We start from the raw sequence: 16,938 nt of genomic DNA on the forward strand, positions 1-16,938 counted from the left end.
ACGAAAGCAATACCCCATGCAGGATGCAATGACGGCTGCGCAAGCTGCCGACCTACTCAAGCTGTCCGAGCAGCGTGTCAGAACCTTGCTGCGCTCCGGCGCTATCGAAGGCAAGCAGATCGGCAAGCAATGGATCACGACGCCCGCCGCGGTGGCGACGTTTCAATTGTCCGGCGCGGCGCCCGCGGCGCACGACCATCCGCGCATGCCCGGCCCCTTGCCGCAACTGAAGGCGCTGTCCTTCTTTTCCGGCGCCATGGGGCTCGATCAAGGCCTGGAAAAGGCCGGCATCCACGTACTGCTGGCCTGCGAGATCGACAAGATCTGCCGCCGCACGATCACCGCCAACCGCCCGGATATCGGCCTGCTGGGCGATATCTGGAAGTATTCGCCCGCCGAGATCCGCACCGCCGCCGGCCTCTCGGACACCGACGAGATCGACATCATCGTCGGCGGCCCGCCATGCCAGGCCTTCTCCACCGCCGGTGCGCGGCGCGGGTTCGAGGATGCGCGCGGCAATGCGTTTCTGCGCTATATCGAGATCATCCTGGCCCTGCGCCCGAAATTCGCGGTGATCGAAAACGTGCGCGGCTTATTGTCCGCGCCGATGGTGCACACGCCCCATGCCGAGCGCGGCCCAGGCTGGCAGCCCGATCCGGAAGAACGTTCGGGCGGGGCGCTGTACCACGTGCTGCAAATGCTGCGCGCGGGCGGTTACGGCGTTTCCTTCAACCTGTACAACGCCGCCAATTTCGGCGTGCCGCAATCGCGCGAGCGCGTCATCCTGGTCTGCTCGCGCGATGGCGAAAAACTGCCGCACCTGATGCCGACCCATTCCCAGGACGGCGCCTTCGGCCTGCCGAAATGGAAAACCCTGCGCGAAGCGTTCGAGGGACTCGATCCGAAAGCCGGCGACCATGAAGTCTTCCCCGAAGCCCGGCTGCGTTTCTACCGCATGCTCGGCCCCGGCCAATACTGGAAGCACCTGCCGGTCGAACTGCACCGCGCTGCGCTCGGCAATTCGCTCGATTCCGGCGGCGGCAAGACCGGCTTCCTGCGCCGGCTCGACTGGGACAAGCCCTCCTGCACCCTGGTCACCTCGCCGACCATGCCGGCCACCGACATCTGCCACCCGGAAGAGGATCGCCCGCTCTCGGTACAGGAATACAAGCGCATCCAGCAATTCCCCGACGATTTCATCCTGTGCGGCGCGATCAGCGACCAGTACAAACAGATCGGTAACGCGGTGCCCGTCGGCCTGGGCGAAGCGGTGGGGCGGCTGATCCTGGCGCACATGGCAGGGAAGGACGTGCGTCCGCCCGCCGGTTTCCCGTTCAGCCGCTACAAGGACACGGACGAGGTGTCGTGGGAGCGCAATACGCGCATCGCGATGGGGCTCGACCAGAAGCAGCCGAAGGTGAAGGCGAAAGCTGTAGCAAAGCCATCGGCGAAAGACAACTCGCAGATGGCCTTGTTTGTGGCGGATGCCGAGCTGCAGTAAGAGGAACTAGCCTTCGCGACGCTCGGTGGCGAAGAGTGCCGTGAACTTTCTGATGTCGAGGATGAAGGACGACTTCGCGTTCGGGTCGCCAGGGCCCACACGATGTTGGTAAGAATGCTCGGGGGCGCCTGCTTCGATCAGCGCAGCAACATCGCTGAACGGCAGATGGAAGATACCGCCGTAATAGTCAACCGTACCCCAGCGCGAGCTTGTCTCCGTCCAGTCGAGCCAGAAATAGATCGAGATGTCTGAGTAGTACGCTTTGTATCGCTCGTAATCCTTGCGGTTGAAGGTCACGGCGTAGCGCGGGTCGATACCAAAGCGGCGCGCCGTGTAGAAGGGCGTTCGCTGCGACTTCAAGTCGGCAAGGCCGCCATTCACCATTAGATCCGGTGCGCACGGATCTTCATCTTTCGCCGGGTTGATCTCGGCATCGAGTCCGAACTTTGTCCGGCAGAGCTTGACGAACTCCTTTTCCATTGCCGCGCCATGGAGGTACCACCAGCCGCGGTCTTCGGTATCGTGAGGCACGTTCGGATTTCGATCGCTCATGTTCTTCCTTTATGTTTTCAAAGCGCGCAGGTAATTCTTGACGAAGGTTCTGAATCCTTCTTCGCACAGGTGTGGGCGCAATTCGGCGTCCGGAAAAGCGTTCCAGTTCGATCCGGCTTTCTTGGAGAATGTCCTGTGCCACTTCTCGATCAACGTGCCGATGCGAATCGCACTGCTCGACGAGTTCTCGGAATTATCGCGATTCTTGATCTGCAAAACAGTCCAGGGGCCGCCCGGTAGCGCCGGCGGCTTGATGAAGTCGACCGCTTTTACGATGGAGCCGGAACACCAGATCCAGCCGAGCGGTTCCGCAACGGAAGCGATATACCGTTCCAGCAAATCCCCCACCATGTTTTCCGCGCCCATGGAAAGCGCATGTTCTTCTTTTGCCCTGGCCAGGTTCGCGGCTGGAATACCGAAATACTCTTGCAGAATTAACGAAACCATTTCGTCGGGAACGGTGGCAGGCGCTGCTGGTGCCCGCGGTTCCCTAGCGACGACGAAGATCCTGGCGAGGCGTTCGATATGAAGTTTCGAGCCGACTTCAGGTGCATACCTGCCGCGTATCAGTGCTGCGGAGTGGGGCGAACTGACCAGATAGCGAATGAGGGTAACAAATTTTCCGACGAGCGAAGAGTCGATCGCAGTCATCGCATCGCGGGCCACGATTTCCGCATTGGCTGGGAAACTCATATTTGCTGGGAGCAAGTTTAAAATAAAACTGTAGCACACCGGCTCATGGGGCAATGCAGTTTCTGAAACTATTAGTCTCAGTTCGGAAAACAAAAAAGGGTTACACGCCGAGGCATGTAACCCTTTCTGTACAACGAATTCTTGGGGTGGCTGATGGGACTCGAACCCACGACAACAGGAATCACAATCCTGGACTCTACCAACTGAGCTACAGCCACCACTGACTTACTTGACTACCTTGCTTTTCTATCTCAGCACTGCCGAGACAGAACGAGATTATACAAACTTCGAAGCAAACTGGCAAATCTAATTGTTCTGCCCGATCAACATGCCGCCGGCGCCGTCCGCAGCCACCTCGTGGACGGGCGGATCGATGCCGAGCAGGCCCGTGAAGGCGCTTGATAAGGCCGTGCTGCTGGCGCTCGTATAACCGTCGAGCCGGGCCGGAACATCGGTGGTACTGCGCACGATGCCGCCAGCTGCCAGCAGCCGCGCCAACTGGCGGGCCACGGCCTCGCCGGTATCGATCAGCGTGACAGGACGGTCGGTCGCGGCGGCGATCACGCGTTCGATCGAGGCCTGCACCAGCGGATAGTGGGTGCAGCCGAGCACCAGGGTGTCGGCGCCTTCGTCCAGCAGGGGCAGGATGAAGCGGCGCAGCAGGGCGTCGGTCTCGTTCGAGTCGAGCGTGCCGAATTCGATCTGGTCGGCCAGGCCGTGGCAGGGCTGGAGCAGGAAGCGCGCGCCAGTGGCGGCGGCGATCTGGTCGCGCAGCAGCAGGAACTTGGCGCCGGCCAGGGTGCGTTCGGTGGCCAGCACGCCGACCACGCCGTTGCGGCTGGCGCTTGCGGCCGGCTTCAGGCCCGGTTCGACACCGACGATGGGCATGCCAGGGTAACGCGCGCGCAGGGCGGCGATCGCGGCGACGGTGGCCGTGTTGCATGCGACGACGATGGCTTTCGCGCCGCGTTCGACGAGAAAGGCGCCGATGGCCAGGACGCGTTCGGTGACGACGTGTTCGGGCTTGTCGCCGTAGGGGGCGAAGCCGGAATCGGCGAAGTAAATGAGGTGTTCGTGCGGGAGCTGCGCGCGGATATGGCGCAACACGGAAAGACCGCCGACGCCGGAATCGAAGATGCCGATGGGGGCGTCGGGGAGGGTAGGGAGCATATGCGTGGTTGCGAACGTGGACGGTAAGCCGTCCACGCACGTGTTTAGATCGCGTTGACCGGAATGCCCTTCAGCGATTCGATCTTCGCCGCCCATTCCTTCGGGCCGGTGTTGTGCACCGAGGTGCCGCTCGAATCGACGGCAACCGTCACCGGCATGTCCTGCACCTCGAACTCGTAGATCGCTTCCATGCCCAGGTCTTCGAAGCCGACGACCTTGGCCGACTTGATCGCCTTCGAGACCAGGTAGGCCGAGCCGCCGACCGCCATCAGGTAGGCCGACTTGTGCTTCTGGATCGATTCGATCGCGATCGGGCCGCGCTCGGCCTTGCCGATCATCGAGATCAGGCCGGTTTTTTCGAGCATCATGTCGGTGAACTTGTCCATGCGGGTGGCGGTTGTCGGGCCTGCCGGGCCAACCACTTCCTCGCGCACCGGATCGACCGGGCCGACGTAATAGATCACGCGGTTGGTGAAGTCCACCGGCAGCTGCTCGCCCTTGGCCAGCATGTCCTGGATGCGCTTGTGGGCGGCATCGCGGCCGGTCAGCATCTTGCCGTTCAGGAGCAGGGTCTGGCCCGGCGTCCAGGAAGCGACTTCCTCTTTCGTCAGCGTGTTCAGGTCGACGCGCTTGCTCTTCTCGGTGTCCGGCGTCCACTGCACGTCAGGCCAGGTCGAGAGCGAAGGCGGTTCGATGTACGAAGGGCCCGAGCCGTCGAGCACGAAGTGCGCGTGGCGGGTCGCGGCGCAGTTCGGGATCATGGCGACCGGCTTCGATGCGGCGTGGGTCGGGTACATGCTGATCTTCACGTCGAGCACGGTCGTCAGGCCGCCCAGGCCCTGGGCGCCGATGCCGAGCGCGTTGATCCTGTCGCACAGTTCGATACGGAGTTCCTCGGTCTTGTTCTGCGGGCCGCGCTGTTTGAGCTCGTACATGTCGATGTCTTCCATCAGCGACTCTTTCGCCATCAGCATCGCCTTTTCGGCCGAGCCGCCGATGCCGATGCCGAGCATGCCCGGCGGGCACCAGCCGGCGCCCATCAGCGGCACGGTCTTCAGCACCCAGTCGACCAGCGAGTCGGACGGGTTGAGCATCACGAACTTGGTCTTGTTTTCCGAACCGCCGCCCTTGGCCGCGACCTTCACGTCGACCGTGTCGCCCTCGACCAGTTCCATGTGCACGACGGCCGGGGTGTTGTCCTTGGTGTTCTTGCGCTCGAAGTGCGGGTCGGCGACGATCGAGGCGCGCAGCTTGTTGTCGGCGAAGTTGTAGGCGCGGCGCACGCCTTCGTTGACGGCGTCGGTGACGGTGCCGCTGAAGCCTTCGAAGCGTACGCCCATGCCGATTTTCAGGAACACGTTGACGATGCCGGTGTCCTGGCAGATCGGGCGCTTGCCTTCGGCGCACATGCGCGAGTTGGTCAGGATCTGGGCGATCGCGTCCTTCGCGGCCGGGCTCTGCTCGGCCTCGTAGGCGCGCGCCAGGTGCTGGATGTAGTCGGCCGGGTGGTAATAGCTGATGTACTGCAGCGCGGCGGCGACGGATTCGATCAGGTCGTCCTGTTTAATGACGGTCATGGTAGTTCTCGGATAGATGGATTAGTGGTTCTTCGACAGGTGCGTCGTCATGACGATGCGGTCGGTATAGGCAATCGCCATGGCCGACAGCAGGAAGGCGAAATGGATGATGGTTTGCCACATCATCGTTTCCGGCGCGTAGTTGGCCGCATTGATAAAGGTTTTCAGCAGGTGGATCGACGAGATGCCGATGATCGCCATCGCCAGCTTGGTTTTCAGCACCGAGGCGTTCACGTGCGACAGCCATTCGGGCTGGTCGGGGTGGCCTTCGAGGTTCATGCGCGAGACAAAGGTTTCGTAGCCGCCGACGATGACCATGATCAGCAGGTTCGAGATCATGACGACGTCGATCAGCCCCAGCACGACCAGCATGATCGTCACTTCGGTCAGTTTCGTCGGACGCGCGGCGCCTTCCACGGTCACGGCATCGAGGATGTGCTCGAGCGAGGCGACATTGCCCATCGCCGCGCCGATCAGGTCTTTCAGTTCGACCCAGAAATGGAACACATAAACGCATTGCGCCAGGATCAGGCCGAGATAGAGCGGCAACTGCAGCCAGCGGCTCGAGAAAATCAGGCGGTTCAGAGGGGTAAGCTTGTGCGGCTCGCGTGCGGGTTGGTTTTGCGCCATCAGGTACGACTCCAGAGTTCCGACAAAAATCAGCCCATCATTTTACACGGCTGGCGCGCGCTTGCAGATGCCCGCCTCGGTTTGTTCGCGGGTTGGTAAAATCGCACTGGAACAGGGAAGGCGGCAACGTGCAAGGCTGTAAGGGATCAGTAAGCGCGGGCGCCTAAGGTATGGCAAAACTATTACGACAGGAGACTAGCATGGCCGAGAACGAGACCAATCAGGAAAACCATGGCTTGCAGGAACACCGCGTGTTTCATCCGCCAGCGGAGTTCACTGCCAAGGCCGCGATCGCCGGCATGGAAGCCTACGACAAGCTGTGCGCCGAAGCGGCGGGCGACTACGAAGGCTTCTGGGCCCGCCTGGCAAACGAGCACCTCGACTGGCACAAGCCCTTCACCAGCACCCTCGACGAATCGAATGCGCCCTTCTATAAATGGTTCGCCGACGGCCAGCTGAACGCCTCGTACAACTGCCTCGACCGCCATCTGCAGAACGGCAACGCCGAGAAGACCGCGATCGTCTTCGAAGCCGACGACGGCAGCGTCACGCGCGCCACTTATCGCGAATTGCACGAGCGCGTCTGCAAGTTCGCCAACGGTTTGAAAAGCCGTGGGATCAAGAAGGGCGACCGCGTCATCATCTACATGTCGATGTCGATCGAAGGCGTGGCCGCAATGCAGGCCTGCGCCCGCATCGGCGCCACCCACTCGGTCGTGTTCGGCGGCTTTTCCGCCAAGTCGCTGCAGGAACGCATCATCGATGCCGGCGCCGTGGCCGTCATCACCGCTGACGAACAACAGCGCGGCGGCAAGTCGCTGCCCCTGAAATCCATCGTCGACGAAGCGCTGGCGCTCGGCGGCTGCGATACCATCAAGGATGTGATCGTCTATAAGCGCACCGGCGGCAACATTGCCTGGAGCGAAGGGCGCGATCTCTGGCTGCACGAGCTGGTCGACAACCAGAGCGCCGAGTGCGAGCCGGAATGGGTCGATGCCGAACACCCGCTGTTCATCCTCTACACCTCGGGCTCGACCGGCACGCCGAAGGGCGTCCAGCATTCGACCGGCGGCTTCCTGCTGTGGGCGGCGCTGACGATGAAATGGACTTTCGACATCAAACCAAGCGACGTGTTCTGGTGCACCGCCGACATCGGCTGGGTCACCGGCCACAGCTACATCGCCTACGGCCCGCTGGCCGTCGGCGCCACCGAGCTCGTGTTCGAAGGCGTGCCGACCTTCCCGAACGCCGGGCGCTTCTGGGACACCATCGCCAAGCACAAGGTGTCGATCTTCTACACGGCGCCCACCGCGATCCGCTCGCTGATCAAGGCCTCCGACGTGAACCCGGACGTCCATCCGTCGAAATACGACCTGTCCTCGCTGCGCCTGCTGGGTTCGGTGGGCGAGCCGATCAATCCGGAAGCCTGGATGTGGTACTACAAGAACGTCGGCGGAGAGCGCTGCCCGATCGTCGACACCTTCTGGCAGACGGAAACGGGCGGCCACATGATCACGCCGCTGCCGGGCGCCACGCCGATGGTGCCGGGTTCGTGCACGCTGCCGCTGCCGGGCATCATGACGGCCATCGTCGACGAGGCCGGCGCCGACGTGCCGAACGGGCAGGGCGGCATCCTGGTGGTGAAGCGTCCGTGGCCGTCGATGATCCGCACCATCTGGAACAATCCGGAGCGTTTTAAAACGAGCTATTTCCCTGAAGAGTTGGGCGGCAAGTACTACCTGGCCGGCGACGGCGCCATCCGCAACAAGGACACGGGCTATTTCACCATCACCGGCCGCATCGACGACGTGCTCAACGTCTCGGGCCACCGCATGGGCACGATGGAGATCGAGTCGGCGCTGGTCGCCAACCCGAACGTGGCCGAGGCCGCCGTGGTCGGCAAGCCGGACGACACCACCGGCGAAGCGATCTGCGCCTTCGTGGTGCTGAAGGGCGCGCGTCCGACCGGCGAGGAGGCGAAGAAGCTGGCCGCCGAACTGCGCAACTGGGTCGGCAAGGAAATCGGCCCGATCGCCAAGCCGAAGGAAATCCGCTTCGGCGACAACCTGCCGAAAACCCGTTCCGGCAAGATCATGCGCCGCCTGCTGCGCGTACTGGCCAAGGGCGAGACCATCACCCAGGACGTGTCGACGCTGGAAAATCCGGCGATCCTGGAGCAACTCAAGGAATCGGCCTGATCCTGGGATCGAGGACTGTCCGCGTACCGTGCGCGGGCAGTCCTTCCTTATAATTTGACCATGACACGGATTTTTCGACATACGCTGGCCGCCTGGATCGCGCTCTTTGCGCTCCTGTTCGGCGCGCTCGCGCCGACGCTGTCGCATGCCTTCGTGCGCGCGGCGCCGCAGGCCGTCGAGTTTCCGATCTGTAGCGCCGGCGGCCATACGCCGGAGCTGAAGTCCGCGGGCTTGCCGGATCTCGGCGTCGATCCCTCCAAACATTGTCCCTACTGCGCCGATCAGCACCATGCGCCGGGGCTCCTGCCACACAATGCTGCCGCGATCCTTGCGGTCGGCGGCTTTGTCCGTCCTTTCCTGTTCTATGCCGCGCCGGCGCCACTGTTTCAGTGGTCGACGCCACAGTCGCGCGCCCCGCCACGGCTTTCTTGATTCCCCGCTGATGTCGTGACCATGCCTTCCGGTATGGTGCATCCGCACGTCCTGGCAAACGCGCAGCCCGTCGCCCTGTCTGACGGTGACGCGCGCTTGCAAGCGTGATCGTAGTGAACAGGAAAAACAATGAAACCAGTCAAATTCGTCCTGGCGCTGTCCGTCGCAGCCGCCTTCAACACCGGCGTCCATGCTCAGGAAGCGCAGGAAACCCAGGACGCGTCGCCGAGCGCCGCGCCCGTCAAGCAGATGGGTACCGTACTCGTCACCGGCAACCGACCGACCTCGCTGCCGACGCAGATCCCGACCACGATCGAAGACGTCACCGCCGAGGAAATCGCGCGCACCGTCAACGCCTTCGACGCCGAAGACGCCCTCAAGTACCTGCCGAGCCTGCTGGTACGCAAGCGCTATATCGGCGACTACAACCACGCTGTGCTGTCCACGCGCGCCTCGGGCACCGGCAACAGCGCGCGCTCGGCCGTGTATGCCGACGGCATCCTGCTGTCGAACTACCTCGGCAACGGCGCCACCTTCGCGCCGCGTTGGGGCATGGTCACGCCGAGCGAGATCGAGCGCGTCGACGTGCTCTACGGCCCGTTCTCGGCGGCCTACGGGGGCAACTCGGTCGGCGCTGTCGTCGATTACGTGACGCGCATGCCGCGCCGCTTCGAGGCGCATGCCAAGTTCTCGCTCTCGCACCAGCCCTTCCGGCTCTACAACACACGCGACGATTTCAGCGGCCGCCAGGGCAGCGTTTCGCTGGGCAACCGGCAAGGCGCCTGGTCATGGTTCATCGACCTCAGCCGCAACGACAGCGAAGGCCAGCCGCAAACCTTCGTCACCCGCCTGCCTGGCGCCGGTACAGCCACCACGCTGGCCGACAGCGTCAGCGGCGCCGTACCCGGCCAGGATCGCAGCTATCGCGACTGGCTGATCCTCGGCACCGCCACCCGCTACCAGACCGTGCAGGATCACCTGAAGGCCAAGCTCGCCTACGACCTCTCGCCCAGCGTGCGCGCCACCTATGTGCTCGGCATCTGGCAGAACGAATCCGAAGGGCGGCCCGACAGCTACCTGCGCAACGGCGCCGGCCAGCCCGTCTACAGCGGCCCGGTTACCATCGGCGGCCGCAGCTACACGCTCGTCCAGACCGACTTCAACGTCTCGAACGAAGACCTGCGCCATGTGATGCACGGCCTCTCGGTGAAAAGCCATACCAAGGGCGTGTTCGACTGGGAGCTGGCTGCCAGCCTCTACGATTACGCCGACGACACCCTGCGCGCCGCGACCGTGGCGCTGCCGGGCGCACTGAACGGCGGCGCCGGGCGCATCGTCGACGGCAGCGGCACCGGCTGGAACACCTTCGCCGCCAAGGGCGTATGGCGCCCGGACGGGCAGGGCGGCGCGCACATCGTCGAGTTCGGCTACCAGCGCGAAGCGTACGAGTTGTCGAGCATCGAACGCGCGACGTCGGACTGGATCGACGGCGCACCTGGCGCGCGCAATGCTGCTTTCGGCGGCCGCACCCGCACCCAGGCGATCTATGCGCAAGACAGCTGGCGCTTCGCACCGAACTGGAAAGCTGTGCTCGGCCTGCGCCTGGAACAGTGGGAAGCGCGCGCGGGTCGCACCTCGAATGCGAGCACGACCGTGGCCCACGGCGAGCGCAGCGAACATTACGCCTCGCCCAAGGCCGCGCTGGCCTGGCAGGTCGTGCCGGACTGGACAGTGAAAGCCTCGCTCGGACGCGCCGTGCGCATGCCGACCGTGTCCGAGCTGTACCAGGGCGGCGTCAACGGCGCCGGCGTCCTCATCAACAATGACCCTGGCCTGGCGCCGGAACGCTCCTGGACAGGCGAGCTGACGGCCGAGCGCAAGTTAGAAGCCGGCTCCTTGCGCCTGACCGCCTTCGGCGAACGCACCCGCGACGCGTTGTATTCGCAGACCAATGTGCTGGTCACGCCCAATGTCACCAATGTCCAGAACGTAGGCCGGATCGACACCAAGGGTTTCGAGCTGGCCTACGGTGCGACCGACGTGAAGTGGACGGGCCTCGATCTGAACGCCAGCCTGACCTGGACGGACTCGACTATCGAACGCAACGCAAACTTCCCCGCCAGCGTCGGCAAGCGCCAGCCGCGCATCCCCGAGTGGCGCGCGACCGGGGTGGCTTCCTACCGCTTCAACGACCGCCTCGCCCTGACGCTGGCCGCGCGCTACAGCGGCGACCAGTTCTCGACGCTGGACAACACCGATCCGAACGGCTTTGCCTACCAGGGCGCGAGCAAGTATTTCACCGCCGATCTGCGGGCCACGTATCGGCTCAACGCCCAATGGAGCGTCGCGCTGGGAATCGATAACCTGAACAATGATCGGTACTGGAATTTCCATCCCTATCCGCAGCGAACCTTCCTGGCGGAGCTGAAGTACGACCTGTAGCAGGTTGGCAGTCGTGAAACGTAGGGCGGGCATGCCCGCGGATTCGGTACCTGAGCAATGCTTGCTCCCGCCAATGCCGTACATCGACGCGCACCGTAGGGTGGACACCCGTGTCCACGCGGTTCACCATCCGCACCGCGCCTACGCATACCCCTGCCCATAAAAAAATGCCAGCCGATCGATCGGCTGGCATTTCTATCGACTGCCTGCTATTGCGTCGCGAACTTACGACCCAGCAAACGGGCTGCCGACAAGCCCCACGGCCAGTTCGGCCCAGACGAACATGAAGCCCAGCACGATCACGGCGCAGGTGATCAGGCGCGATTTGGTCGTGCGCAGCTTGGTGCGGGCGAATTCGAACAGCAGGCCGAAGCTGCCAATCACGATGGCACCGATCACGAAATCGCTGGATGTCCAGTTGACTTCGCGGGTGAATTGCATGGCGACCAGGGGGATCAGCAGGATGGCTGCGGTGACCATGAGCACACGCAGGAATTGTTTGCTGCCGAAATGTTGTGCTGATTCGTTGCCGCTGGTCATGGCGTTCATGGTGGGCTCCAGGATGTTGGATCGAGATTCGAGAATGTCAGTTTGCCATGACCGGCGGTGGAGTTCAACGATTGTTTAGAGAGTACCAGGCATCGGGGCATCGATCATGAACGCCGCCATGGCCAGGAGGACGAAGGCGATGACCGAGATGACCGCGTGCGCCACCACGATGCTCTTCGGTAGCGGAACGTTTTTTAGGTGGTAATACAAATTCAGGACGATGCCGCCGATGGAGCCGCCCAGGAACAGCAGCAGCGACAGAAAGGCCATGCCGGGGGCCTTCAGTACCAGCACCGCGTAGGCGAGCAGGGTGACGCCGGCGGCGGCGAGAAAGCCGTGGGCCATGGCGAGCCAGGAGGGAGGATTTTTGGCCGCGCTGAAGCGGATCCAGGCCATGACGATGCCGCCGAGGGCGGTGAGGGTGAAGAGGTAAGTCGCGATTTGCAGCATGTGGGTTGCTTCCATTGCGGTTCTCCTGGTGTTGTTATTAGCGCTGTCGAGATTGTCTTGGCAATATAACCAGAATATGGAGGGAGGGGGGGCGCCCTCGGCGCGCGGGGCCGTCGCCCCTTGGGCGACGGCAGTCAGTAGATTCGAAGAGGGCTGGTGCCCAGCCCTTCGAATCCCCCTCTCTCCGCCACAAATGAAAAAAGCCACCCCCCGGGTGGCTTTTTTCATTTGTATTCTGGCGGAGAGAGGGGGATTCGAACCCCCGGTAGGCTATGAACCTCTAACGTAGGGTAAACAGGGGGAGGGGAGGGGAGTGCCTCATAGGAGAGCAACCCCTACAATGCCCTCGATTTCCCCTCGGTTTCCCCGGGAAATTCCCCGGACGCCGATATCGCGCGCTCCAACTTGTCCATCTCCCGATCGTCGTCGGCGCCGGTGATCCATTTGGCGTACACCGTGAAGAACATCCGCAGGCTGTGCCCCAGCTGGCCGGCCATGAAGCCCGGCTTCACGCCGCTCATCAGGCCCATCGTCGCGTACGTGTGGCGCATGCTGTATGGCCGCCGGTATCTGATGCCCAGCTTCTTCAGCGTAGCCTGCCAGAACGACCGAACGTCCGTGATTTTAACGTACGTCCAGGGCTCGCCGGTCTTCGGGTCGTGGAAGACGTGGGCGCCGGCCAGGTAGGTGTGCGCCTTCTGCCGCTGCAGCGCTTCGACCGCCATCCCGTTCAACTTCACCACGCGCGACTCGTAGGTCTTCGTCGTGTCGGCTTCCTCGTCATACACGTTGGCGCCGTCGATCAGCACTTCCTTCTTCCGGAAGTCGATGTCCGCCCAGCGCAGCGCGATCCCCTCGGACGTGCGCAGTCCGGTGAAGAACATCAGCTGCACGAAATTCAGGATCTGCTCGGATCGGTGCTCACGCAGATGGCCGAGGATCGCGTTCACCTCGCCAAGGTCGAATGGATCGGGGGCCGGCTTCTGGTACCCGGCGCGCTTCACCTCCGCGCATGGGTTGTCCTTGATCAGCTTGTCCAGGCGCGCGAACTCGAACACGCCGTTGATCAGGGACAGCTCGTTGTTGCGGCTCTTTCCGCTCTTCCATGTGCCGCCGTTCAGCGCCGTGAGGATGTCGGAATAGCTGACCTCGCCGATCGGGCGATCCTTCAGTGCTTTCTTCCAGAAACTTTCCAGCCGCTTGCTGTACTGGCCCCGAGTCGATGCCTTCCCATCGAAGACCTCGATCCATTTGTCCATCACCTGGTGCAACATCGGCACGCCTTCCTCCGGCTCGTCCGCGTGCGGCGATTTCGGGAAGTACTCCGCATATTCGAACGTGCCGTTGTCGATCTTCTGCCGGATCTCCGCGACCAGGCGCTTCGCGTACTTGGCGTTTGCCGGCGTCGGGGCCATCGGCTCGTCGCCGATGTACAGCGTCTCCTTCCGCTGCTTGCCCCGGTACTCGAAGCGGATGCGAATGCTCCGCTCCCGCAGTTCTACGCCGCCTGTTCGACCCACTTGTAATACTCCTGAACGTTCATCGTGATCCGGCCGTCTGGCGCCTTGCGGAAGTGCTTGCTTTGCAGCCACACTCCGTCCTCGATCTTCCTACGCACGGCCTTCTCGGTGTAGCCGGTGAGGGCGCAGAACATAGGCAACAGCACCCATTCTACGTGTATTGCTAAGCTGCCCATCTTGCTCTCCTTCGCGTTTGTCGTTTGCATATCTATTCCATTCCTGATTCCGGGAAGCGCCGGCGCTCAGCGCGCGGCGGCGTCTCTCCATACCCAATTCGTATTGCCGACGGCGGTACCGGCTGGCTGCGCATGGCGCGCCGGTCGAGGCCGTCGCGGCGCTCGGGCAGCAGCTGCTCCGGCGAGCGCGCGCGCCAGCGGCGGTCAGGGCCGCGGGCGATCACGCTGCCTCCCGTGCGATTTCTCGCTCGTGTGCGAAGTTCGCGCGGATCAAGGCTTCCGACAGCGGCGGGCAAACGCTGTTGCCGCACATGCGCACCTGGGCCGACTTCGTCAGGCGCACGCGGGGCAGCGACAGTGGGTCGGCCGCGACCTGGGCACCGTCGCGGAACAGCAGCGCCGGATCGGGAATCTCGTCGATGACGTAGTGCTCCGGGAAACCCTGCGCGCGGTACAGCTCGTGCGGCGCCAGCATGCGCAGGCCGATGTCGACGATTTCGTAGTCCTGACCGCTGATGGTGACTAGGCCGAAACGATCGCGGCTGGTGACGGTTGCAAGCGGCGTGCCGGGCGCCTGATCCTGATCGGTACCGTAATAGGCCAGCAGGAAGGCGCGCACCTCGGCGTGATGCTGGCCACCAGCACTGATCGTGTGCAGGGGCTCGTCGGAGCCGGCAGCGGTGCTGGTGCCGCCCAGCTTCACCAGGCTGCTGGCCACGACAGCGTGCCGGTTCTCGGTCGTGATCGTGTTGATCGGCTCACCTGGCAACTGGCCGCGCGCATCTGTCGGACGCTTGTCGCTGTAGTACGGCGAGATGTGGGCCGCCACCAAGCTGTGATGGTCGCAGCTGGTCACGGTGCCGATCGGGTCGGCCAGGTCGGAGCCGACGACGCCGGTGTAGTGCTTCGCGAGGAATGCGACGCCGAGTGCCTTGTTGCCGCTGGCGGTCACCGTTCCGAGAGGTTCGTCTACCGGCTTCGCACCAGTGCCCCAGCGTTTGACTCCGGTCGGAGATATCTCCCCGTGCGCGGCGTCCACCAGCGTGGCCGAGACCAGGCCGAAGTGCCCTCCCTTGACCTGGGCGCAGACTGTGCGCAGCGGTGCGTCCGCTGGCATGACGCGCTGGTTGCTCGCGTTCGCATGCTCATTCAGGAAAGCAGTTACCAATGCCGCCTTGGCCGAACCTGCGACGACGGTGCCGAGCGGCTTTTCGATGTCGAGCGCGCGCGGCGCCTGGCCCTCCCGCTCCCCGTAGCCGGTCTGCACCATTGTGGCCACGGCCAGCGCCTTCTCGCCACGCTGCGCGCCGGTAATGGTGCGGAACGGTTCGAGCACGGATTCGCTACGATCGCTGCCCTGGTGCGTGACCGGTACGATGGACGGCAGGACAACGGCGCGGTGGTTCTCAGTGGTCAAGGTGCCGAACGGCTGGTTCGCCGTAACCGGCTTGCCAGCGTAGATCGGGCCGCCCTGGCCCACGATAAACGGCTCGGCCGCGTCGACCACGTAGCGCATGATGCCCTTGGCGATGCGACGCAGCGTCGCCTCGGCCAGCGGCTTCTTGCGGTCGAAGATCGATGGGCACGGCAACGACCAGTCGATGCACTCCGCCGCGGTGCGATACGGCTGCAGCTTGCCGGCGCGGACGCCTGGCGAGTCCGGCGCGCCGTGCGTCGCCGTTGGCCACTGGATCGGCAAGCCGTCGCGCCGCGCCACGAGGAAGAAGCGCTTGCGGATCGTCGGTGTCGCGTGGTCGCTGGCGCGCAGCTCGCGGTGCTCGACCTTGTAGCCGTGGCCCTGCAGCTGGCGCACGAAGCTGTCGAAGGTTTTGCCCTTCTTGGCTGGGTCAGGCTTCCAGTTGCCGTGCTCATCGCAGATCAGCGGGCCCCACGTTTTGAATTCCTCAACGTTCTCCAGCATGATCACGCGCGGCTTGCACTTCGCCGCCCAGCGCAGCGTTACCCAAGCCAGCCCGCGTATCTTCTTCTCGACTGGCTTGCCGCCTTTGGCCTTGCTGAAGTGCTTGCAGTCGGGCGACAGCCAGACCAGGCCGACCGGCTGGTTGCCGGTGACCTCGATTGGGTCGACGTCCCACACGCTCTCGCACAGATGCTTCGTGTACGGATGGTTGATGGCGTGCATGGCCAGCGCTTCCGGGTCGTGATTGATCGCGATGTCGACCGGGCGGCCGAACGCGGCTTCAAGACCCGTGCTCGTCCCGCCGCCGCCGGCGAAGTTGTCGATGATGAGCTCGCTGCCCAGGTCGAGCTGCATGGTCATGAGGTCGCGCTTCATGATCAGGCCGCCTCGCCCAGGAGCGACTTCTGATCCGGCTCGACGTCCAGGGCGTCGCCTTCCGACAGCAGCTTCGAACGCTCCTCGATGACGATCGTCACGTAGCCGCCCTCGGCGTCTGCCAGGCTGTGCGCCCAGTCGCCCTTGGCCAGCGTCAGCACCGCCTTCACGCCGTCCTTGAACACGACCTGGTCGACGTTGGCCTGGAAGGTCAGGCGCGCATTGCTGGCGATGATGTCGACCGCGTCGCGCACGGCCTCGCGGCAATCCCGGTGCACGGTGGCCAGCACGCTCTTCTGCTCGCCTTCCTTCATATCGATCCACGGCTTCGACAAGGTCTTCAGGTGTTTGGTCGCGGCCTTGATCATGGCGCCGAGCAGGAACTCTTGCGCGAACGCCTTGCCGTCGAGGACACCGTGCACGCCGGGGCGGGCGAAGACCGCGATCGGGCCTTGGTCGCTTTCGGCCACGGCGGCGAGCGTCCAACCATCGCCTTCAGGCGCAGCTGGCACCCAAGGGCTGATGTCGGCGCCACCGCCGAGCCAAAAAGCGGCGACTTCCTTTGCGTTCTTGTCGTCGCAGAGCTCGACGATTGCGATCTCGTTGCCATTCACCACGGCACCGGGCTTAAGACCTTCTGTCGGTACGTGGAAGTCTTCGAAACCGGGCAGGGCGCCGTAGCCATTCTCGTTGCGCTTGAGGGTGGCTTTCGTGATTGCTTCAGCAGCTTGTTTCGTGGTGGCGTTCATTCT

The 16,938-nt window shown here is 63.5% G+C and carries 16 protein-coding genes and 1 tRNA gene; 4 read left to right on the forward strand and 13 right to left on the reverse strand.

Annotated features, from left to right (window positions below; translation table 11 throughout):
- The first annotated feature begins 16 nt into the window (after positions 1-16).
- Entirely contained in the window at positions 17-1,501 is a 1,485-nt protein-coding gene (locus tag ASF77_RS07640) for a DNA cytosine methyltransferase (RefSeq protein ID WP_082493646.1), read from the forward strand.
- A 6-nt stretch (positions 1,502-1,507) separates the two neighbouring features.
- Here the strand turns inward: ASF77_RS07640 and ASF77_RS07645 are convergent, their stop codons facing one another.
- From ASF77_RS07645 to ASF77_RS07670, 6 genes are all read right to left on the reverse strand, one after another.
- Complete coding sequence (locus ASF77_RS07645; RefSeq protein WP_056337170.1) at positions 1,508-2,053, reverse strand: hypothetical protein; 546 nt, start codon at positions 2,051-2,053, stop codon at positions 1,508-1,510.
- Positions 2,054-2,062: 9 nt separating this feature from the next.
- Positions 2,063-2,746, reverse strand: coding sequence for a SinI family restriction endonuclease (locus ASF77_RS07650; RefSeq protein ID WP_056337173.1), 684 nt, complete (start codon positions 2,744-2,746; stop codon positions 2,063-2,065).
- 142 nt (positions 2,747-2,888) lie between these two features.
- Positions 2,889-2,964 (reverse strand) — tRNA-His (locus ASF77_RS07655).
- A gap of 88 nt (positions 2,965-3,052) precedes the next feature.
- Positions 3,053-3,916 carry a glutamate racemase gene (gene murI, locus ASF77_RS07660; protein WP_056337176.1) on the reverse strand — a complete coding sequence of 288 codons (864 nt, stop codon included), beginning with the start codon at positions 3,914-3,916 and terminating at the stop codon, positions 3,053-3,055.
- 44 nt (positions 3,917-3,960) lie between these two features.
- On the reverse strand, positions 3,961-5,493 hold the full coding sequence (locus ASF77_RS07665) for a fumarate hydratase (protein ID WP_056337179.1): 1,533 nt from the start codon (positions 5,491-5,493) through the stop codon (positions 3,961-3,963).
- 21 nt (positions 5,494-5,514) lie between these two features.
- Complete coding sequence (locus ASF77_RS07670) at positions 5,515-6,123, reverse strand: TIGR00645 family protein (RefSeq protein WP_056337182.1); 609 nt, start codon at positions 6,121-6,123, stop codon at positions 5,515-5,517.
- 200 nt (positions 6,124-6,323) lie between these two features.
- On the opposite strand from ASF77_RS07670, the gene acs reads away from it, so the two are divergent.
- From acs to ASF77_RS07685, 3 genes are all read left to right on the forward strand, one after another.
- Positions 6,324-8,321, forward strand: coding sequence for an acetate--CoA ligase (acs, locus tag ASF77_RS07675; protein ID WP_056337185.1), 1,998 nt, complete (start codon positions 6,324-6,326; stop codon positions 8,319-8,321).
- Positions 8,322-8,381: 60 nt separating this feature from the next.
- On the forward strand, positions 8,382-8,753 hold the full coding sequence (locus ASF77_RS07680; RefSeq protein WP_056337190.1) for a DUF2946 domain-containing protein: 372 nt from the start codon (positions 8,382-8,384) through the stop codon (positions 8,751-8,753).
- A gap of 129 nt (positions 8,754-8,882) precedes the next feature.
- Positions 8,883-11,195, forward strand: a complete 2,313-nt coding sequence (locus ASF77_RS07685) for a TonB-dependent receptor (protein ID WP_056337193.1) — start codon at positions 8,883-8,885, stop codon at positions 11,193-11,195.
- A 225-nt stretch (positions 11,196-11,420) separates the two neighbouring features.
- Here the strand turns inward: ASF77_RS07685 and ASF77_RS07690 are convergent, their stop codons facing one another.
- The 7 genes from ASF77_RS07690 to ASF77_RS07715 all read right to left on the reverse strand — a co-directional run bounded on the left by ASF77_RS07690 (position 11,421) and on the right by ASF77_RS07715 (position 16,935).
- The gene (locus ASF77_RS07690; RefSeq protein ID WP_200934145.1) at positions 11,421-11,744 is read right to left on the reverse strand and encodes a hypothetical protein; all 324 of its coding nucleotides are present in this window, start codon (positions 11,742-11,744) and stop codon (positions 11,421-11,423) included.
- 75 nt (positions 11,745-11,819) lie between these two features.
- On the reverse strand, positions 11,820-12,209 hold the full coding sequence (locus ASF77_RS07695; RefSeq protein ID WP_056337196.1) for a hypothetical protein: 390 nt from the start codon (positions 12,207-12,209) through the stop codon (positions 11,820-11,822).
- Positions 12,210-12,529: 320 nt separating this feature from the next.
- Complete coding sequence (locus ASF77_RS07700; protein WP_162244839.1) at positions 12,530-13,714, reverse strand: site-specific integrase; 1,185 nt, start codon at positions 13,712-13,714, stop codon at positions 12,530-12,532.
- Positions 13,693-13,920, reverse strand: a complete 228-nt coding sequence (locus ASF77_RS24130; protein WP_229445321.1) for an excisionase — start codon at positions 13,918-13,920, stop codon at positions 13,693-13,695. The genes ASF77_RS07700 and ASF77_RS24130 overlap by 22 nt, the downstream gene beginning before the upstream one ends.
- A gap of 2 nt (positions 13,921-13,922) precedes the next feature.
- Entirely contained in the window at positions 13,923-14,114 is a 192-nt protein-coding gene (locus ASF77_RS24135) for a hypothetical protein (RefSeq protein ID WP_156648790.1), read from the reverse strand.
- A complete protein-coding gene (locus ASF77_RS07710) occupies positions 14,111-16,186 on the reverse strand; it encodes a DNA cytosine methyltransferase (protein ID WP_056337202.1) in 2,076 nt (691 codons plus the stop codon). The genes ASF77_RS24135 and ASF77_RS07710 overlap by 4 nt, the downstream gene beginning before the upstream one ends.
- A gap of 2 nt (positions 16,187-16,188) precedes the next feature.
- Complete coding sequence (locus ASF77_RS07715) at positions 16,189-16,935, reverse strand: hypothetical protein (protein WP_056337203.1); 747 nt, start codon at positions 16,933-16,935, stop codon at positions 16,189-16,191.
- Positions 16,936-16,938 lie beyond the last annotated feature (3 nt).

Source organism: Massilia sp. Leaf139, assembly GCF_001424165.1.
In the GTDB taxonomy this organism is placed as follows: domain Bacteria; phylum Pseudomonadota; class Gammaproteobacteria; order Burkholderiales; family Burkholderiaceae_D; genus Telluria.